We start from the raw sequence: 19378 nt of genomic DNA on the forward strand, positions 1-19378 counted from the left end.
GCGCACACTCTCCCAGGTGGCGCTCAGAAGATCGACGCCACCCACTCCGGGTGGTCCACGAACGGGTTCCGGTTGTGCTGCCAGGTCGTGAAGATGACCTCGTTGCGACGCTGCTCGAACGCGTCCGGCGGGTCCTGCTGGCTCCACGCCTTGAGCGTCGACAACGTGCCGATGTTCGGAGCGGTGCCGTTGCCGACCCGGTCGTTGACCTCGAGGTTCGCGAACGCGTCGTCCCCCTCGTAGCGGACGGCCATGTAGAAGATCATCCGGGCGACGTCGCCCTTCACCGCGTCGCGCGGCTCCCAGGAGTCGGCGTCGGAGAAGCAGTCCGCGCACTGGTCGACCGCGCTGCCGCCGTTGTCGAAGTCGAGGTTGCCGCGGTCGGCGTTGACCGACACGTCCTCCGGCCGCAGGTGGTGCACGTCGGTCCCCGGCCCGGGGACCGTGTCGAAGCCGCCGTGGCTCTTGGCCCACACGTGCTCGCGGTTCCAGTTGTCCGGGTCACCGCCGTTGTTGGTCTTCGGCGTGGACCTGCCGGAGTAGATCTCGATGACGTTGCTGCTGTTGGCCGGGTCCTGGTCGGTGTCCTTCAGCGCGTCCCACACCCCGTCGTAGGACAGGACCGTCTGCTTGCTGATGATCTCGTGCAGCTTGGCCTTCAGCGCGGCGCCGGACAGTCCGTCGGTGCCGGCGTAGTAGTCGCCGGGGTCGGCCGGCGGGTCCGCGTGGGCGACCGCCGGGTGGGACGCCGCGTACGACGGTCCGGCGACGACGGCGGGGGTGACGGCCAGGGCGCCGACGCCGAGTCCGGCGACAGCGCGAAGCAGGGTGGAGCGCGTCCGCATGTGATTCCTCCGGGGGCTGGGTGCGGATGGGCGCTCTCGATCCTGGCGAGCGACCGGGGCGCGATGGGAGAACGTCGGTTAAAGGCTCGGTCAACGTCGGGAACCTCGGGTGTGCCGGATCCGTCACGGTGCGGGCGCGGAGTGCATAGGCTCCCGCTCGATCGATCCACTGATGAGAGAAGAGAGACATGGCCCTGCGTGACAAGCTCGTCGACCGAGCCCAGCCCTACCTCGAGCCCGGCGAGCGGGTGCAGGCCGTGTTCCAGGCGCAGAGCGGCCCGTCGCCGTACTGGTCGTTCCTGACCTACCTGATGTTCTTCTGGTTCCAGCCGGTGATCGTCGTCGTGACCGACCGGGCGGTCGTGGTCCTCAACGCGGGCAAGCTGCGGGTGACGTTCCCGAAGAGCCTGCGGCTGCGCGGGCCACGCGAGGTGTGGTTCGGTGAGCCGAGCGGCCTGTGGGGCAACATCCAGCTCGACACGAAGTACTACGTGCACAAGCGCTTCCACAAGGACGTGCGCGCCGCCGACGAGGCGCTGCGGCAGATGTACCCGCACGGCCTTCCGGGCGCCCCGCTGCAGTCCGCACCGGGCGCGCCGTTCAACGGCTGAGCAGCCTCCCCGACGCGGGCTCACGCATCGTCAGGCAGTACGTCCGGCCCGCCGGGTCGGTCATCACCTGCCAGTGGTCGAGGCGTGGGCCCGCGGTCGCGCCCAGCCGGAGATGCTCCTGCACGGCGACGGCCACGTCGTCCATGGTCGGGCCTGCGGCGAGGTCGACGTGCGCGCTGACCTGGTCGCCCGACTTCTCGGTCCGCTGCAGAAGCAGGCGGACCGGCTGCCCATCGCCACCGGGCATCCAGGAGAACTCCGGCAGCACACCCTGACGGACCGACCAGCCCGTGAGCACCGACCAGAACGCCACCTCGGCGTCGTACACCCCGGCCGGGATGTCGAGGCAGACCTGGTCGAGCCGGGCCAGGGACGCGCCGAGCCGGACCGGCGGCGGCGTCTCCCGCTCGCCCTCCCACTCCACCAGACAGAACGGCATGCCGTGGGGTGACCGCAGGACGTCCAGCCCGGGCTCGCGGTGCACCACGGTCGCGCCGTGCCGGGTCGCAGCGGCGGACCACGCGGGGACGTCCTCGACGTGCAGGTCGACGTGGACGCCGGCAGGGCCGCTGCGCGTCACCTGGGCGCGCCAGCAGGCGTCACCCGTCGGCGGGAGGAGCGTGACGAACACACCGTCGCCGCGCCGGGTCGAGGGATGCGTACCGGTCGCGGCGAACCAGAACGCCTCGGCGGCGGCCGATCGAGCAGCGGGCGTGTCGAGGAAACCGGTGACCCAGCGGATACCCGGCGCCATCACGGATCACACCGTGGCGTACTTCTCGGCGGCGGCCAGCAGCACGCAGGTCGCGACCGCCTCCATCGCGGCGGTGACCTCCTCGACGGGCGGCATCGTGGGCGCCAGCCGGATGTTGGTGTCCTTCGGGTCCTTGCCGTACGGGTACGAGGCACCGGCCGGCGTCAGCGCGACACCCGCGGCCTTGGCGAGCTCGACGACGCGGCTGGCGGTGCCCTCGACCACGTCGAGGTTGACGAAGTAGCCGCCCGCCGGGTCGTTCCAGGTCGCGACCTCCTGCGTCCCGAGCCGCTCGGTCAGGACGCGCTGCACCTCCGCGAACTTCGGCGCGATGATGTCGCGGTGGCGGCGCATGTGCTCGCGCACCCCGTCGGCGGTCTTGAACAGCTGCACGTGCCGCAGGTGGTTGACCTTGTCCGGCCCGATCGAGCCGGTACCGAGGTGCTTGACGTACCAGGCGATGTTCTCCGGCGACGCGGCGAGGAAGGCCACGCCGGCGCCGGCGAAGGTGATCTTGGAGGTCGAGGCGAACTCCAGCGGCCGGTGCGGGTGCCCGGCCGCCGAGGCGAGCTTGACGATGTCCGCGCTCTTGGCCTCGTCCTCGGTGAGGTGATGGAACGCGTACGCGTTGTCCCAGAAGATCTTGAAGTCCGGGGCGGCGGTCGGCATCGAGGCCAGGCGCGCGGCCACGTCCTGGGAGCAGACCGAGCCGGCCGGGTTGGCGTACGTCGGGACGATCCACATGCCCTTGATGCTCGGGTCGTCCTTCACCAGGGCGGCGACCGCGTCGGCGTCCGGGCCGTCGTCGTACATCGGGACGGTGACCATCTCGATGCCGAGCGACTCCAGCAGGGTGAAGTGCCGGTCGTACCCGGGGACGGGGCAGACGAAAGTGACCTTCTCCTCCTGCGACCACGGACGCTCGGAGTCGACGCCGCCGTGCAGCAGCAGGTCGACCAGGCAGTCCTTCATCATCGTCAGGCTGGAGTTGCCGCCCGCGACGAGCTGCTCGGGATCGACCCACAGCAGCTCGGCGAAGATCTCCCGCAGCTCGGGCAGACCCTTGAGGCCGCCGTAGTTGCGCACGTCCGTGCCGTCGGCAGCGGTGAACCCCTGCGGCAGGCGCAGCAGCTCGTTCGAGAGGTCGAGCTGGGCCGCCGAGGGCTTGCCGCGGGTGAGGTCCAGCTTCAGCCCCTGCGTGACCAGCCGGTCGTACGCCGTTCGCTGGGTCTGCAGGAACGCGTCGATCTCACTCGGGGACTTCTCGGACAGGGCCACGGTCTCACCCATCTGCTGAGGTGCGTACGGAACGTCTGGCATTGTCGCAAGGCCGCACCCGGGCTGCGCCGCCGGTCCGAGGTACGGGCGGCGGATGACACGCGCGTTATGCGGCGACGGCAGCGCGCAGCTGCCGTCGGACGACATCGGGGTCGTCCCGCAGCGTGCCGGCCGAGAACCGCAGGATGCTCATCGGGCGCCGTCGCGCGCCCGGGCCGAGCGCCGGCGGCGGCTGTGAGGAGTAGCGGTGCCCGGTCGGCGTCACGACCTCGACCTCGTGCGGTCGGTCCGCCGTCACCCGCGCCCGCCAGCCGGGCATCTGCTTGGCGTGGTTGGCGCGCTCGCAGAGCCCCTGACCGTTGGCGACGACGGTCTCGCCGCCGCCGGCGTTCGGGACGACGTGGTCGCGGTGCCGGATCGGGGCGTCACAGAACGGCGTGCGGCACACCTGGTCGCGGACGTCGATGTGCCGGCGCAGGTGGCCGTCGAACAACCGGCGCCGCGGGTCGACCGACCGCACCGAGTCGTCGACCGGGTCGGTGAAGATGCGTCGCACCCACGCCTGTGCGCGCTCGGACGAACGCGGGTCGCCATCGGTACCGTCACCGCGGCCACCGGCGATCACGGCGCGAGCGAGCGCCGCCGGCATCGGGCCGTGCCCGCGCAGCGTGGCCGGCTCGTCCCCGTCGTCGAGCAGGGCCTCGGGCGTCATGACCAGCCCGACCTCCACGGGAACCCCGTCCGCGGACGAACGACCGGTGAGTCGCTCGGTGAGGAGATCGGCGCGCAGCTGGTCGAGGGTCCGTGGGTCGCCGCCACGGCGACGGTCGCGAGCCGCCCGGTCGAGCGCCTCGTAGGCGGTCAGCCCCTCCACCGCCGGCAGCATCGCCGTGACCTTGACCATGCAGTCGGCCGCCGGCCTCATCCACATACCCCGCTCGCGCGCCGCCTCATCCGCACGCCGCACGGCCCCGCCCGGATCCCGCTCGAGCGCCAGCCGGCGTACAGCCTGGTCGGCCTCGGGTGCAGACATCCGTGGCAGATGGGCTGCGACGACGTCGTCGACGGCCCGCCGGTCGGCGGCGTCCAGGTGCGTGGTCTGCCGCACGGCTGCGTCGGCCACCCGCTCACCGATCTGCCCGGTGGCCAGCAGCGCACCAGTGGCAGGCAGGTCGGCCAGGAGAGTGCGCGCCCGCCCGAGACGTCGGGCGGCGGCCTGCGGTGAGGTCTTGCAGGCGAGCCCGATCTGGTCGGCCACGCCACGACCGCGTTCACGCACCGGCACGCCGAGCGCTTCCTGGGCCGCGACCTGGGAGTCGGCGAACTCGACCATGACGCGCGCCTGGGCGGCCACGCACGCCGCGCGGATCTGCTCCAGCAGGGCGAGCTGGTCGACGCGATCGGCGTCGCCCACGTCGGCGACTGCGGCGCCGAGCGAGGAAAGAAGGTCGAGGAACGCACGCAGCTCGGCAACACCGACCGCCGTTGCGGTGCTGCCGAGCTGTGGCGTCTTCCCCATGCAGATATCGTACAGGTGTTCGAATGTGGGTGCAATGCCTGCCGCCGGTCAGGTCAGGGCGCGGATGAGCGGTCGGGTCGCGAACCAGAGACACATCGCCGTCATCGCCGCACCGAAGATCCCGATGGCGGAACTCACTCCGACGCCGCTCACGAAGGCACCGAACACCGGTGTGGTCACCGGCAGGATCAGCAGGTCGCCCAGCTGGTTGAGCGAGGAGACCCGGCCGAGATGGGAGACCGCGACAGCTCGTTGATAGGCCGTGCTGATCCACACCGACGCCAGGCCCGCCGCAACACCGATCCCGGCCATGCCGGCGAGCAGCAGCGCCCGCGCCGGCATCGCCACCGCGACGATCGCCACGCCCTGCCCCACCAGTACCCAGAACCCCGCCCGCGCCAGGTGGGCCGGCCGTACGCGGATCGCGAGCGCGCTCCCGGCGATGGCGCCCGCGCCGAACACCGCCTCGGCGAGACCGACCCACGTGGCGGCCCACCCGGAGTGGGTGACGCGCAGGGCGACCCCGATCCCGATGACCGGTCCGATGAAGACGTTCAGCGCGCAGATGCCCACGACGAGGGTCCGCGCGGCCGGCGCCCGGCGCAGGTAGGACAGCCCGCCGCCGAGTGAGGACCGCCAGCCCTCGTGCGGCGTGCGCGGCATCCGGAACCGCGGCCGGACCACGACGAGCAGGAGGACGGCCATCGCCGCGAACGACACCGCATCCATCAGCATCGCCGCGCCCATGCCGGCCTGCGCGACGACGACGGCGCCGACGGGCGCGCCCGCCAGCCGCGCGAGCCGTCCCAGGATCTGCGACCAGCCGGACACCGTCGCGAGGTCGTCGACGTGGACCAGCTGCCGCGCGAGGGTCGCCCCGGCCGGCATCGTGAGGCCCGCGATCACCCCGAACGACAGCGCGACCCCGGCGAGCACGACCGGCGAGGGGCCGACCTGCGACCACAGCACCGCGCCGACGACCAGGACCGCGGCCCGGCCGATGTGTCCCAGGACCAGGAGCCGGCGCGTGTCGACCCGGTCGGCCAGCACGCCACCCACCAGTACCAGCAGCGCCTGCGGGACCATCTCGACCGCGACGACCAGCCCCGCGAGGGCTGGCGACACCAGGTGCACGGCCGTCCAGGCGAGCGCGACGGCGAAGACGGCGTCGCCGAACCACGACAGCGCCGCGGTGAGCAGCCACACCTGCACCATGCGGTCCCGGCGGACCGGTGGTGGCGGCTGGGCGATGAGGGCCGGCGCCTCGGTCACGGCGGCGGTCACCGCTCGCTCCAGGTCGGGTCGCTCGGAAAGCCCCGCACGACCACGCGTACGGGCAGGCGGTCGGGGGTCGGATGCGCGGCCTCGTCCGCCGTACAGCTCGCCCGCCACTCCTGCAGCACCTGATCGAGCCGCTCCTCCAGGTCGTCCAGCTGCTCGGGCGTGGCGCGGACGAACATGTCGCTGGAGAAGCCGGTCTCGTTCCACGGCGCGGGCAGCGCGTGCCGGTGGCGTCGCCAGGCGACGACCGCCCGGGTCTGGTGCTCGAAGTTGGCGCGCTCGGCGATCTCGCCGACCTCTCGGGCGGCCGAGCCGGCCTCGAAGTCGTCTCCGCTCCAGGCCAGCCGGCGGCGCGAGGCGCGCCACCACGACTCCCGGGTGTCGCGGGCCTCGTCCGGGGCCGCCTCGATGAACCCGTGCCGGTGCAGCGGCTTGAGGTGGTGACTCACCGAGCCGGGAGCCAGTCCGGTCAGCTCGGCGAGCCGGCCCACGCTGCACGGCCCGTGGGCGAGCAGCACCTCGTACAGCTGTCGTCGGACGGGGTGGTGGAAGGCCGTCAGCGCCTCGACCAGGGCTGCGCCTCGCGGCGGCCACTCCGAGGAGCCGGGCTCGGTGTCGCGGTGTCTCTCAGCGGCGGTACGACGAGTCATGCGTCGATCCTCACGACGCCGCCCCAGTCGTACAAGGCCTCTTGTATAACTCCCCGACTACAGTGCCCGGGTGCCAGGAAGCCTTCTCGTCGCCGGGACGACGTCCGACGCCGGCAAGTCCGTGGTGACCGCAGGGGTCTGCCGCCTGCTGTCGAGGCGGGGCGTCAAGGTCGCGCCGTTCAAGGCGCAGAACATGTCGAACAACTCGATGGTGACCGCCGCCGGCGCCGAGATCGGGCGGGCCCAGTGGGTGCAAGCGGTCGCCGCGGGCGCCGAGCCGGAGCCCGCCATGAACCCCGTTTTGCTCAAGCCCAGCAGCGACCGCCGGTCGCACGTCGTCGTCATGGGCGAACCCGCCGGACGGCTCGAGGCGAACGAGTACGCCGGTGGCCGCGCGCACCTCGCGGAGGCGGCGTTCGCGGCGTACGACGATCTGCGCTCGCGGTACGACGTGGTGGTCTGCGAGGGCGCGGGCGGCATCGCCGAGATCAACCTGCGCGCGTGGGACTACGTCAACCTCGGGCTGGCGCAGCACGACGCGATCCCGACGGTCGTCGTCGCGGACATCGACCGGGGCGGTGTGTTCGCGCAGCTGTACGGGTCGCTCGCCCTGCTCGACCGGGCGGACCAGGCACTGGTGGCCGGGTTCGTGGTCAACAAGTTCCGAGGCGACGTGTCGCTCCTCGCGCCAGGGACCACCGAGCTGGAACGCCTCACCGGTCGCCCCGTCCTCGGTGTCCTGCCGTGGCAGCACGGGCTGTGGCTGGACTCCGAGGACGCCGTCGCGCTCGACCAGCGTCCGCTCCCCCGGGACGCCGGCGACGCCCTGCGGGTGGCTGTGCTCGCCTTCCCGCGCATCAGCAACTTCACCGACGTCGACGCGCTCTCGTTGGAGCCGGACGTCGACGTGCGCTTCGCGTCGCGGCCCGAGGACGTCGACGCCGCCGACCTCGTGGTCCTGCCCGGCACCCGTTCCACGCTCGGCGACCTGGCCTGGGCGCGCGAGCGTGGGCTGGACGAGGCCGTACGTCGGGTAGCCGCGTCCGGACGCCACGTGCTCGGCATCTGCGGCGGCTGCCAGATGCTGGGCCATCACATCGCGGATCCTGCTGGTGTGGAAGGCGATCCGGGTTCTCGCGCCGACGGGCTGGGGTTACTCGACATCACCACGACCTTTGGGGCGGACAAGGCCCTGGCCCTCGTGAGCGACACCTGGGACGGCCACCCCGTCGGTGGCTACGTCATCCACCACGGCCGCATCACCACGGGACCGGCCGCCGAGCCGTTCCTCGACGGCGCCGCGACCGGCGGTGTACGAGGCACGATGTGGCACGGGTCGTTGGAGCACGACGCGTTCCGGCGTGCCGTGCTGACCGACGCCGCGCGGGCAGCCGGCCGGACCACGTTCGTGCCCGATCCGACACTGACCTTCGCGGAGGCCCGGATGCGGCGTCTTGACCTGCTCGCCGACCTGGTCGAGGAGCACATCGGCGGTGACCGCCTGGTCGAGCTCATCGACGGTGGCGCGCCGAGCGGCCTCCCCTTCGTGCCGGCGGGTCCGCGATGACGGTCCTGCTGCTCGGAGGCACGGGCGAGGCGCGTGACCTGGCACGGCTGCTGGTCGCCCGTGACATCGATGTCGTGTCGTCGCTGGCCGGAGCCGTGCAGGCACCCCGGCTGCCCGAAGGCGTGACGCGCGTCGGTGGGTTCGGCGGGGTCGACGGACTGTCGAGATACCTCCTGACACAGCACATATCGGCCGTCGTGGACGCGACTCACCCGTTCGCGGCGCGGATCTCGGCCAACGCGGTCGTCGCCTGCCGTCAGGTCGGGGTGCGCCTCCTTCGGGTCGCGCGCCGAGGCTGGACCGACCACCCGGCAGCGGCCGGCTGGCACTGGGTCGACGACCATGTCGCCGCCGGCGCGGCGGCGGCCCGCCTCGGTCGCCGCGTCCTGCTCACCACCGGACGCCAGCACCTGACCGACTTCCTGCCGTCCCTGCGCCAGCACGACGTGCTCGCCCGGGTCGTCGACGACCCGGCGATCGCCCTCCCCACCGGGTGGCGCGTCATCCGGAGCCGCGGCCCGTTCCACCTCGACGGTGAACGAGAGCTGTTGCAGCGCAACCAGATCGACGTGCTCGTGACGAAGGACTCCGGCGGTAGCCACACCGAGCCGAAGCTCGACGCGGCCCGCGACCTGGGCGTACCCGTGGTGGTCGTGCGCCGACCTGCGTGGCCGGGCGGGGACGACGTGCCGGTCGTGGCGTCGTCGGATGCCGCGCTGGACTGGGTGCTCAGCGAGGGCGGCCCAGCCTGACGGCCAGCGCCACGGTCAGAGCAGCCGCTGCGGCGTCCACCCGCCGGGCCAGGTGCGTGGCCCGACGGATGTCCGGCACGTCGGCGCCGGGCCCGTCCCCCAGCTCGCCGCGGTCCTCGACCGCTCCGTCGTAGGAGTTGCGCCCGCCCAGCCGGACGCCGAGACCGCCGGCGAACGCCGCCTCCACCGGCCCGGCGTTCGGGCTCGGATGCTGGCTCGCGTCGCGCCGCCACACCCGGACGGCCTCGGCGGGTCGGCCGCTCGTCACCCCGGCGAGAAGGGCCGTGGCACGGGCCGGTGCGAGGTTCGCCACGTCGTCGAGTCGCGCGCTCCCCCAACCGAACTCGACATAGCGCTCAGTGCGATGACCGACCATCGCATCCAGCGTGTTGATCGCTCGGTAACCGAGCAGGCCGGGCACGCCCGCGACCGCGCCCCAGAGCAACGGCGCCACGACGGCGTCGGAGGTGTTCTCCGCGACCGATTCCACGGCCGCGCGCGCGACCTCCTGAGCCGACAACCGGTCGGGCGTACGGCCGACCAGGTGAGTCACCCGGCGCCGCGCGCCCGGCAGGTCATCCGCCTCCAGCAGCGCGGCGACCGCGTGCGCCTCGCGTTCGAGTGTGCGCCCGCCGAGGACGACGTACGTGGCCGCGGCCGTCACCAGCGCTGCGGCCACCGGCCGGTGCCGTACGGATCGTTCGAGCAGGACGCCCACGACGACCGGACCGCCGGCCAGGACCCCCGCGAACGTCGCCCCCCTGAGCCGACGTTGCGCGTAGGTCCTGGCCTCCAGCCGCCGCGCGAGTGAGCCGAACAGCGCGACCGGATGGCCGCGGCTCGGGTCGCCCAGCAGCCGATCGAGTGCGAAGCCGAGCAGCAGCCCGGCCGCGCGTGCGCTCACGAACCCAGCACGTCCGCGAGCAGTGCGACCTCCGACAGCAGCACAGCGGCAGAACGCAGCAGCGGCAGCGCCGCCACGGCGCCGGAGCCCTCGCCGAGCCGCATGCCGACGTCGAGCAGCGGCTGCAGGCCGAGCTTGTCCAGGGCGAGGGTCTGCGCCGGCTCGGGCGAGCGGTGACCGGCCGCGAACCAGGCGACGCAGCCCGGCTGGAGGTCCTCGGCGACCAGAGCGCAGGCGACCGAGATGACACCGTCCAGGAGCACCGGGACGCCGCGCTCGGCCGCTCGGGCGAGGAACGCGGTGTGCGCGGCGAGGTCCGCCCCACCCAGCGCGGCGAGCCGTACGAGCGGGTCGTCGGCACGGTCACCGACGCGCCGCAGCGCTCGGTCGATCACGTCCTGCTTGCGGGCCAGCCCCTCGTCGTCGACACCCGTACCGCGACCGACGACCTGCTCGGCGGCCATGCCCAGGGACGCCGCGATCAGGGCGGCGGACGGGGTGGTGTTGCCGATGCCCATGTCACCGCCGATGAGCAGGTCGGCGCCGTCGTCGATGGCCTCGTCGGCCAGGCGTGCCCCGAGCGCAAGTGCCTGCTCGCAGGCCTGCGGGCTGACCGCGTCCTCCAGGTGGATCGGCCGGCTGCCTCGCACGACCTTGCCGGCTGTGACCTCCGCCGGCAGGCCGGCCAGGTCGTCGTCGACCGACACGTCCACGACGCGCACCTGGGCACCGTGCTGCCGCGCCAGTGACGACACACCCGCCGTGCCGTCGACGAACGCCCGCACCATGAGCGGGGTCACGCTGGACGGGAACGCGGTGACTCCGTGCTGCGCCACGCCGTGGTCGCCGGCGAGGACGACGACGCGGACGTCCGAGGGCGGCCGCGGCGGACAGGTGCCCTGGACGCCGCTGAGCCACACGGCCGCCTCACCGAGGCGGCCGAGCGCGCCGGGCGGAGTGGCCAGCCCGGCCAGCCGCTCGCGAGCCTCCCCGACCGCACGCCGGTCGACCGCGGCGGCGACGCGCGCGCTCATGCCGGCTGGAGCTCGCGAGGAGCAACCGACGTGCGGGCCGTCCGGGTGGCGCGTACCAGCAGCAGACCGAGCACGACGGCGATGCCCGCCCACAGCGTCAGCTGGGTCGCGAACGAGGCGAACCGGAAGTCGTACAGCGTCGTCGCGGGGAAGTCGTGCGGCACCTCGTGGTACGTCGGCATGAGCCGCGCCGCGACCAGCATGACCACGCCGTACGCGGCGGATCCGGCTGCGACGCCGACGAATCCGCCATGACGACGGGACAGGTACGTGGCGAGGTACACCGCCGCGACCGCGACCACGACGCTGAGCGCGATGAACCCGAAGAAGGTCGTGGTGCGCTCGGCGATGGTGTCGGGGTCGCCCACGGCGGGCGGGTTCGGCGGGTACTTCGCGAACGGGACCGCGTACGCCGCGACGAAGCCGACCGCGACCGTCACAGCGGTGGTGACCTCCGAGCGCAACCGGCCCATGCGACCCATCGCGAGGGCGGACATCAGGCCGGCGAGACCGCCGAGGGCGGTGCCGAAGACCTGAGTGGCCGTGAGCAGCCCCCAGGTCGACTGGGTGCCGCGGGAGAAGAGCTCGTCCTCGTCCCCGTGATCGTGAGGAGCAGCAGGGGAGCTCGTGTGCGAGTGCGTGGTCGAGGGGGCGCCTTCCTCGACCGCGATCGCGGCGTTGACGGAGGGCTCACCGACGGTCCGGGCCACGCCGAAGGCCAGCAGGCCTGCGACGAACCCGGCGATGAGCCCGTAGACCAGGAGCTGACGGGCCGACAGCAACGTCTGCCGCGCTCAGTGGCAGGGGAAGCCGAGCAGGTGACGTCCGTCGTGGACCCACTCGTGCACGCCGGCGCCGGAGATCAGGTGCGTCGCACCCTGCTCGGCACCGACGAAGTACATCGCGATCAGGGCGACCAGGCCGAAGAACGCGAGCCAGGGAAGCGTCTGGCGCACGGAGATCGTGGGGACCTCGACGGCGGTGGTGGGGGTGCTGACAGCGGCAGGCTGAGCCATGGTGACCTCCTGGGATGGTGCGTCCCAAAGAATCGGATCGGGCACCGGTCGGTGCGCGATGTCTGCCGCGGACGGGGTCTGACTCGGCCCTGGAAAGGGCCACACAGTAGCGCCACTGCGCCGGATTCCCACCGGCTTCCCGTGGTCGCGGGCAGGGTCAACCTATGCTCTGCCGAGCCGCGCGGTCAATGCGCGCCGCGACCTGCTGAGGAGGAACGACGATGGGGTCCCGACTGCTCGCCGTCGCGCACGCTCCGACGGCCGCGACGCGCACCGCGCGCTTCCCGCTGGACGAGGACGAGCTGTCGCCGGTACCGGAGCTGGGCCCGCTCTCACGGCGCCTCACCTGGGCGACGTCGGGTCCCGAACGGCGTTGCTCAACAACGGCATCCGTCCTCGGCGTGAATGCATCGGGCGACGTCGCGTGGGCCGACCTCGACGCCGGTCGCTGGTCCGGGAAGAGCCTGGAGGAGGTCGTGGCGACCGACGGCGCGCAGGCACTCCAACGCTGGCTCGGCGACCCCGCGTACGACGGCCACGGCGGTGAGAGCGTCGCCGCGCTGCACGAGCGCGTACGCGGGTCGCTGGACCTCCACGAGGGCGACGGACTCGCGATCGTGGTCACCTCGCCCGCGGTGCTCCGGGCTCTCGTGGTGGTCGCGCTGGGAGCGCCCGCGGAGGCTCACCGGCAGGTCAGCGCCGGCCCGCTGGACGGGGTCGAGCTGAGCCGCGAGCGCCCGGGTGGGTCAGGCTGGAGTCTCGTGCGCCTGCGGCCGTACCCCCAGTGGCTCCAGGCCCGCGACCTCGCCGACGACCGTGATGGCGGGAGCGCCTAGGCCGTTCGCCTGGACCGTCTCCGCCAGATGGGCGACCGTCGAGCGCACCACGCGCTGGGACGGCAGTCCGGCGTCGGCCACCGTCGCGGCCGGCGTCGTGGGGGGCAGGCCGGCGTCCCGCAGCGCCTCGAGGATCGCCGGCAGCGTGGCGACGGCCATGAGCAGCACGAGGGTCGTCCCGGACCGCGCCAGAGCCCCGTAGTCGACGGTGCTCGCGGGATCGTCGGGTGCGACGTGCCCGGAAACGACAGAGAACCCCTGCGACAGACCGCGATGCGTGAGCGGGATGCCACCCAGCGCAGGTCCGGCGATGGCCGAGGAGACGCCGGGGACGACCACGACCTCGACGCTCGCGGCCGCGCAGGCGATCGCCTCCTCACCGCCCCGGCCGAACACGTAACCGTCCCCGCCCTTGAGTCGGACGACGTGCTGACCGGAACGCGCCCGTTCGACGAGCAGCGCGTTGATCGCCTCCTGGGACGTGGACCGCCCGCGCGGGACCTTGGCGACGTCGACGACCTCGACGTCCAGGCCGGCGAGCGCAGAGACGGGAGCGAGGCGGTCGCAGACCACCACGTCGGCGGCGGCGAGCGCGTCGCGTCCAGCCACGGTGAGCAGCCCGGGGTCGCCTGGTCCACCGCCGACGAGCGTGACGCGGCCGGCTCCGTTCCGACGGCGCGGCGAAGCCGTCCGGCGGTGCACGAGCCAGACCCGCGCCGTCCGGCACGCTGCGTCGAGAGCGGGGTCCGATGTCGTCGCGACGACCAGGTCGGCCGTGTCGAGATCAGGGATGCCCCAGCCGGCTCCGGTCCAGATGAGGAGTCCGCGGCTCGCCAGGTCCTCGACCGTGGCCGGTACGGCGGGAGCCGCGATCGTGAGCCGGGCGCCGGCGGCGAGCAGGCCCGTGGCCTCACCGACCAGCGACGCGCCCTCGCCGACCAGCAGCACCCGCCGCCCCTCGACGTCCAGCTCTGCGGTGTACGTCGTCACGACGCGGCCTCCTGTCGTGGGAGGGCCCGGACGAGCGCCCGTCCGAGACGTCGGGACGTGGCGGGCTCGCGGACGGCGATGCGGACCCAGGTGTCGTCCAGACCCGGGAACGTGTCCCCTCGCCGCAGGGCAAACCCGTTGTCTCGCAGCTTTTCTCGTACGCCAGAACCAGGTCGGGCGAGGACGAACGGCGCCTGCGAACCGGGGACGAACGGGACGCCCGCGTCGGCGAGGACCTGCTCCAGGACCTGCCGGTGCTCGACCACCAGCGCGGCCCGTCGTTCGCTCTCCTGGACGGCGGCGTCGGACGAGCACGCAACCAGCGCGGCCAGGGCCGGCGCGCTCACCGACCAGTGCGGCTGCTGCTCCGCGAAGGCCCTCACGAGCTCGGGCTCGGCGACGAGGTAGCCGGCTCGGATGCCGGGGATGGCCCAGGTCTTGGTGAGGCTGCGTACGACCACGAGTCCCGAGCGCTGCTCTGCTGCAACGCTTTCCGGCTCACCTGGCACCGCGTCGAGGAACGCCTCGTCCACGACGACCACCCGGCCGGGCCGGAGCAGGGCGTGCAGGTCAGCGCGCTCGTGCAGGCGGCCGGTCGGGTTGGTGGGGTTGCCGACCAGGACGAGGTCGGCGTCGGCGGGTACGAGCGCCGGGTCGAGCGCGAACCCGTCGGCGGCGTGCAGGACGACGTGCTCGGGCCGGCGTCCTGCTGCCTGCAGTGCCCGGTCCGGCTCGCTGAACTGCGGGTGCACGACGACGGGGCGACGCCAGGAGCGCGCGCGGGCGATCAGCGTGAACGCCTCGGCGGCACCGGCGGTCGGCAGCACCTGGTCGCCGGGCCGGCGGTGCCGTGCGGCGATCGCGTCGACCGCGCGGGCCGGGCTCGGGTACGCGCGCTCCGCCAGCGCGGCGTGGAGAGCCTCCTCGAGCCACGGCGGCCGGTCGGCGTGCTGCACGTTGACCGCGAGGTCGACCAGGCCCGGTCCGACCTCCTCGTCCCCGTGGTGCCACGCCGAGACCGCCGGTCGAGTGCGCGTGTCCTGCTGGTTCACCCGGTCCGGATCCAGCAGGACACGCGCACTCGGCGAGGCAGGGGAGGTCAGTGCGGCGGGTGCGGCGGCTGCGGCGACGAACTGCTCGGCCGTCGACGGGTGGCCGGCCCAGTGAGTGTGCAGGTACGACGCGTGCACGGTCGGGCGGCCGACGCCGGCCGGGTCGAGCGCGAAGCCCTCCGGCGAGCCGTCCAGCAGCCACGCGGGCTCGGCACCCGCTCGCTCGCTCACCGTGGTCCGGTGGAACTCGTGGCCGACGACAACGCCCTCATCGCCGGACGTCCTCGCGTGCCGGTAGCCCAGGGTGAGGCGCGTCGTCATCCGCGCGGTCACGGGCACCGCTCCGACCATCGGCGTCCCGTCCAGGGACTCGCACAGGTAGAGCAGGCCGGCGCACTCGGCGACGACGGGAACTCCCGCCGCGACCGCCGTACGGACCGCGCGCAGCATCGGCTCGTTCGCCGCGAGCTCGGCGGCGTGGGTCTCGGGGAAGCCACCGCCCAGATAGATGCCACGAGTGCCGTCGGGCAGCGCGTCGTCGGTCAGCGGGTCGAACTCGACCACGCGAGCCCCTGCTGCGCGCAGCAGCTCGTCCGTCTCGGCGTACCGAAAGGTGAAGGCCCGGCCGGCGGCGACGGCGACGACCGGTGCACCGGCGACCGGTGCACCGGCGACCGGTGCGACCTGCGCCGAGGCGTCCCACGGCTCGGCATCCAGGTCCGGCGCGGTCGCGGCGATGCGCAGCACGGCGTCGAGGTCGACGTGCTCGGCGACGCGGCCGGCGAGCCGGTCGATCGTGGCCGCGGCCGACGGTTGCTCGGCGACCGGGACCAGGCCGAGGTGCCGGCTGGGCGCGACCACCCCGGCGTCCCGAGGCAGGACGCCGATGAGGGGAAAGCCCCTGTCCGCCAGGGCATCTCGGATCTCCTGCGTGTGCCGCGGTGAACCCACCTTGTTGAGGATCACGCCGGCGACAGCGACACCCGGCTCGAACGTCGCCAGCCCGTGGACCACCGCCGCCACGGAGCGAGCGGCGTGCGAGGCGTCGACCACGAGCACGACCGGCGCTCCGATCAGCCCGGCCACGTGCGCGGTCGAGGCGAACCCCCGTCGTCCGGTCGCGCCGTCGTACAGACCCATGACGCCCTCGACGACGGCGACGTCCGCGTCGCGAGCGCCGTTCAGCAGCAGCGGGACGATGCGCTCCTCCCCGACCAGCTGGGGGTCGAGGTTGCGCCCTGGCCGGCCGGTCGCGAGCGCGTGGTAGCCGGGGTCGATGTAGTCCGGCCCGATCTTGTGGCCCGCGACGGCGAGCCCGCGGCCGCGCAGCGCGGCCATCAGACCGGTGGCGACGGTGGTCTTGCCGTGGCCGGACGCGGGCGCGGCCACGACGAGCCGAGGCAGCCGGATCACCACTCGATCCCCCGCTGGCCCTTCTGGCCGGCGTCCATCGGGTGGCGGACCTTGGTCATCTCGGTGACCAGGTCGGCGACCTCCAGGAGCCGGGGGTGCGCCCGCCGTCCGGTGATGACGACGTGCTGCTGGCCGGGCCGGTCGGCCAGGGTCGAGGCGACGTCCTCGGCGTCCACCCAGCCCCAGTGGATCGGGTAGGTGAACTCGTCCAGCACGTACAGCGTGTGGGTCTCGGCCGCGAGGCGGCGCTTGATCTCCGCCCAGCCCTCGGCGGCGGCCGCGGCGTGCTCGTCCTCGCTACCGGCCTTGCGCGACCACGACCAGCCGGAGCCCATCTTGTGCCACTCGACCGGCCCGCCGACGCCCTCCTGCTCGTGCAGCGCGCCGAGGCGTTCGAGGACGGCCTGCTCGCCGATGCGCCACTTCGCCGACTTCACGAACTGGAACACCCCGATCGACCAGCCCTGGTTCCAGCCGCGCAGCGCGAGTCCGAACGCGGCCGTGGACTTCCCCTTGCCGTCGCCGGTGTGGACCATGACGAGTGGCCGGTTGCGCCGCTGCCGGGTGGTGAGCTGGTCGTCGGGGACGACGGTCGGCTGCCCCTTCGGCATCAGGAGGCCCTCCGTCCGGCCGCGGCGACCAGGTGCTCGGCCGCCACCTCCCCGACGGCGACGTGCTCGGCACCGAGGTGCGCCGCGAGGTCGCGCGCGAGCCCCATGGTGAATCTCCCTGTCTCGCAGTCGATCACGACGGACGCGATGCCCGAGCTCGCGAGGTACGCGGCGGCCTGCTGCGACCGGCGTACGGCGTCGGCGCCGGCGGTGGCGCGACCGTCGGTCACCACGATGAGCAGCGGGCGCCGACGTGGGTCACGCAGCGACTCCAGGCGCAGCGTCTCCGCCGCGCGCAGCAGCCCCTCGGCGAGCGGTGTACGGCCGCCGGCGGGCATCTCCTGCAGACGCCGCGCCGCCACATCGACCGACGACGTCGGCGGCAGCAGCAGCTCGGCGTCGTCGCCGCGGAACGTCACCAGCCCGACCTTGTCGCGCCGCTGGTAGGCGTCCAGCAGCAGCGACAGCACGGCCGTCTTGACCTGCTCCATCCGCCGACGGGCCGCCATCGAGCCGCTCGCGTCGACGCAGAGCAGCACGAGGTTGGACTCGCGGCCGATCCGCCTGGCGTACCGCAGGTCGGTCGGGGTGACGCGCAGCCGGCCGGCGCCGGGCGTACGGCGTCCGGCGGCTGCGTGGATCGTCGAGACCAGGTGCACGGACGAGCCGTCGCCGGGGGTACGCCGCGCGCCGGCCGTCCGTCCGCGGCTCGACTCCGCCGGCGAGCGACGGCCCACCTCGCCCGCTCCGGTACCCGACACGCTGAACAGCCGCGCGCGGTAGGGCGTGCCGGCGCCGGTGAGCGTCGACCCGCCGGACCCGGCCGGGGCCTGCGCCGGGGCGCGTTCCGGGGCGCGTTCCGGGGCCGCCTCCGAGGGCCCGTCGCCGGGCGCGTCCTCCCCCCCGACCGGGTCGGCGGTCGGTCCGTCGTTCGGCCCGCTGTCGCCACCCGACGGCCCGTTCCCGGGCCCGCTCTCCGGCTCGGGCTCGCCCCCGCCGGGCGGTGGCGGCGGCGGCTCCTCCTCGCCCAGGATCTGGTCGAGCAGGTCCTCGTCCAGGCCGGGCGCGTCGAACGGGTTACGACGGCGACGGTGCGGGATGGAGAGCCGAGCGGCCGCGCGGATGTCCTCGATCGTCACCCGGTCCCGTCCGTGCCAGGCAGCGTGCGCGCTCGCGGCCCGCGCGGTGACGATGTCGGCGCGCATGCCGTCGACCTCGAACGCTGCACAGACCTCGGCGATCTTGATCAGCGCAGCGTCGGACAGCTCGACCGAGCCGACCGCCGCCCTGGCCTGCTGCACCCGTCGGGCCAGGTCGCTCTCCCGCTCCTGCCAGTCCGCGACGAACCCGGCCGGGTCGGCGTCGTACGCCAGCCGCCGCCGTACGACGTCGACGCGGGTCCGCGGGTCCCTAGGCGCCGCGACCTCGACAGTGAGCCCGAACCGGTCCAGCAGCTGGGGCCGCAGCTCGCCCTCCTCGGGGTTCATCGTGCCGACGAGCACGAACCGCGACGCGTGGGAGACCGAGACGCCGTCCCGCTCGACGGTGGACCGGCCCATCGCCGCGGCGTCGAGCAGCACGTCGACCAGGTGGTCCTGCAGCAGGTTGACCTCGTCGACGTACAGCAGGCCGCGGTGCGCCGCGGCGAGCAGGCCGGGGTCGTACTCCGCGACGCCCTCCGCGAGGGCCTTGTGCAGGTGCAGCGAGCCGAGCAGACGGTCCTCGCTGGCCCCGACGGGCAGCTCGACGAGGCGTGCCGGGCGGCTGGAGGTGCCGATAGCGGTGTGCGGACCGTCCGGGCAGCGCGGGTCGGGAGCGGCCGGGTCGCACGAGAAGCGGCAGCCGGCGACGACGTCCACCGGCGGCAGCAGCGCGGTGAGCCCGCGGACGGTGGTGGACTTGGCGGTGCCCTTCTCGCCGCGGACCAGGACGCCGCCGACGTCCGGCGCGACGGCCGTGATCAGCAGGGCGAGCGACATGTCGTCGGCGCCGACGACCGCGCTGAAGGGGAAGGTGGGTAGGGCTGCATGCATGCTGGACTCCCGCGGAACGTGCCGGGACCACGCGGCACGGTCGTTCGGCGTGAGGCCGGTCTTCGGACTTCCGAGCCCATCGACGCGCCTTCCCGGTCACCCAGTGGCCGGCGTCCGTACGCCGTGCGTCGATGGCATCCTCGGTCACCGCAGCGGGTCCTGTGCCGGAGTCTCACCGGCTTCCCGTGCACCTCACGTCTGCCGCTGGGCACCCTAACCGACGTTGCCCACT

18 protein-coding genes and 1 riboswitch are annotated in these 19378 nt (G+C 73.5%); of the genes, 4 read left to right on the top strand and 14 right to left on the bottom strand.

The window, feature by feature from the left end; all coding sequences use genetic code 11:
* Nucleotides 1-23 precede the first annotated feature (23 nt).
* Entirely contained in the window at nt 24-845 is an 822-nt protein-coding gene (locus P4R38_RS09180; RefSeq protein WP_277191909.1) for an endonuclease I family protein, read from the bottom strand.
* Between the two features lie 188 nt (nt 846-1033).
* On the opposite strand from P4R38_RS09180, the gene P4R38_RS09185 reads away from it, so the two are divergent.
* Nucleotides 1034-1456: a hypothetical protein gene (locus P4R38_RS09185; protein ID WP_277191910.1), complete on the top strand. Its 423-nt coding sequence runs from the start codon at nt 1034-1036 to the stop codon at nt 1454-1456.
* Here P4R38_RS09185 and P4R38_RS09190 read toward each other — a convergent pair.
* From P4R38_RS09190 to P4R38_RS09210, 5 genes are all read right to left on the bottom strand, one after another.
* Nucleotides 1446-2210 carry a VOC family protein gene (locus P4R38_RS09190; protein ID WP_277192272.1) on the bottom strand — a complete coding sequence of 255 codons (765 nt, stop codon included), beginning with the start codon at nt 2208-2210 and terminating at the stop codon, nt 1446-1448. The two genes, P4R38_RS09185 and P4R38_RS09190, sit on opposite strands and share 11 nt — an antisense overlap.
* Before the next feature lie 6 nt (nt 2211-2216).
* Complete coding sequence (locus tag P4R38_RS09195; RefSeq protein ID WP_277191911.1) at nt 2217-3500, bottom strand: aminotransferase class I/II-fold pyridoxal phosphate-dependent enzyme; 1284 nt, start codon at nt 3498-3500, stop codon at nt 2217-2219.
* Nucleotides 3501-3594: 94 nt separating this feature from the next.
* Nucleotides 3595-5007: an HNH endonuclease gene (locus P4R38_RS09200; RefSeq protein ID WP_277191912.1), complete on the bottom strand. Its 1413-nt coding sequence runs from the start codon at nt 5005-5007 to the stop codon at nt 3595-3597.
* A gap of 48 nt (nt 5008-5055) precedes the next feature.
* The gene (locus P4R38_RS09205; RefSeq protein ID WP_277191913.1) at nt 5056-6291 is read right to left on the bottom strand and encodes an MFS transporter; all 1236 of its coding nucleotides are present in this window, start codon (nt 6289-6291) and stop codon (nt 5056-5058) included.
* Nucleotides 6288-6938 (bottom strand): ArsR/SmtB family transcription factor, encoded by a 651-nt coding sequence (locus P4R38_RS09210; protein ID WP_277191914.1) that lies wholly within the window; start codon nt 6936-6938, stop codon nt 6288-6290. The genes P4R38_RS09205 and P4R38_RS09210 overlap by 4 nt, the downstream gene beginning before the upstream one ends.
* Nucleotides 6939-7008: 70 nt before the next feature.
* On the opposite strand from P4R38_RS09210, the gene P4R38_RS09215 reads away from it, so the two are divergent.
* On the top strand, nt 7009-8505 hold the full coding sequence (locus P4R38_RS09215) for a cobyric acid synthase (protein ID WP_277191915.1): 1497 nt from the start codon (nt 7009-7011) through the stop codon (nt 8503-8505).
* The gene (locus P4R38_RS09220) at nt 8502-9257 is read left to right on the top strand and encodes a cobalt-precorrin-6A reductase (protein WP_277191916.1); all 756 of its coding nucleotides are present in this window, start codon (nt 8502-8504) and stop codon (nt 9255-9257) included. Before P4R38_RS09215 ends, P4R38_RS09220 begins: the two co-directional genes overlap by 4 nt.
* Here P4R38_RS09220 and P4R38_RS09225 read toward each other — a convergent pair.
* The 4 genes from P4R38_RS09225 to P4R38_RS09240 are packed head-to-tail and all read right to left on the bottom strand — an operon-like array spanning nt 9235 to nt 12211.
* The gene (locus P4R38_RS09225) at nt 9235-10161 is read right to left on the bottom strand and encodes a cobalamin biosynthesis protein (RefSeq protein WP_277191917.1); all 927 of its coding nucleotides are present in this window, start codon (nt 10159-10161) and stop codon (nt 9235-9237) included. The genes P4R38_RS09220 and P4R38_RS09225 overlap by 23 nt on opposite strands.
* Nucleotides 10158-11195, bottom strand: a complete 1038-nt coding sequence (gene cobT / locus P4R38_RS09230) for a nicotinate-nucleotide--dimethylbenzimidazole phosphoribosyltransferase (RefSeq protein ID WP_277191918.1) — start codon at nt 11193-11195, stop codon at nt 10158-10160. The genes P4R38_RS09225 and cobT overlap by 4 nt, the downstream gene beginning before the upstream one ends.
* On the bottom strand, nt 11192-11977 hold the full coding sequence (locus P4R38_RS09235; protein ID WP_277191919.1) for a CbtA family protein: 786 nt from the start codon (nt 11975-11977) through the stop codon (nt 11192-11194). Before P4R38_RS09235 ends, cobT begins: the two co-directional genes overlap by 4 nt.
* 12 nt (nt 11978-11989) lie before the next feature.
* Nucleotides 11990-12211: a CbtB domain-containing protein gene (locus P4R38_RS09240; RefSeq protein ID WP_275237710.1), complete on the bottom strand. Its 222-nt coding sequence runs from the start codon at nt 12209-12211 to the stop codon at nt 11990-11992.
* 221 nt (nt 12212-12432) lie between these two features.
* Between P4R38_RS09240 and P4R38_RS09245 the strand changes: the two genes are divergently transcribed.
* A complete protein-coding gene (locus P4R38_RS09245; protein WP_277191920.1) occupies nt 12433-13047 on the top strand; it encodes a histidine phosphatase family protein in 615 nt (204 codons plus the stop codon).
* Here the strand turns inward: P4R38_RS09245 and cobA are convergent.
* From cobA to P4R38_RS09265, 4 genes are read right to left on the bottom strand one after another with little or no spacing between them, the layout of a single operon-like run.
* Complete coding sequence (gene cobA, locus P4R38_RS09250; protein ID WP_277191921.1) at nt 12958-14037, bottom strand: uroporphyrinogen-III C-methyltransferase; 1080 nt, start codon at nt 14035-14037, stop codon at nt 12958-12960. The two genes, P4R38_RS09245 and cobA, sit on opposite strands and share 90 nt — an antisense overlap.
* Nucleotides 14034-16502 carry a cobyrinate a,c-diamide synthase gene (locus P4R38_RS09255; RefSeq protein WP_277191922.1) on the bottom strand — a complete coding sequence of 823 codons (2469 nt, stop codon included), beginning with the start codon at nt 16500-16502 and terminating at the stop codon, nt 14034-14036. Before P4R38_RS09255 ends, cobA begins: the two co-directional genes overlap by 4 nt.
* Nucleotides 16499-17113 carry a cob(I)yrinic acid a,c-diamide adenosyltransferase gene (cobO, locus tag P4R38_RS09260; protein ID WP_275237706.1) on the bottom strand — a complete coding sequence of 205 codons (615 nt, stop codon included), beginning with the start codon at nt 17111-17113 and terminating at the stop codon, nt 16499-16501. Before cobO ends, P4R38_RS09255 begins: the two co-directional genes overlap by 4 nt.
* Nucleotides 17113-19146, bottom strand: coding sequence for a magnesium chelatase subunit D family protein (locus P4R38_RS09265; protein ID WP_275237705.1), 2034 nt, complete (start codon nt 19144-19146; stop codon nt 17113-17115). Before P4R38_RS09265 ends, cobO begins: the two co-directional genes overlap by 1 nt.
* A gap of 36 nt (nt 19147-19182) precedes the next feature.
* Nucleotides 19183-19356: riboswitch (cobalamin riboswitch) on the bottom strand.
* Nucleotides 19357-19378: the final 22 nt, after the last annotated feature.

Origin of the sequence: Luteipulveratus flavus (assembly GCF_029439465.1) — a bacterium.
Lineage (GTDB): Bacteria > Actinomycetota > Actinomycetes > Actinomycetales > Dermatophilaceae > Luteipulveratus > Luteipulveratus flavus.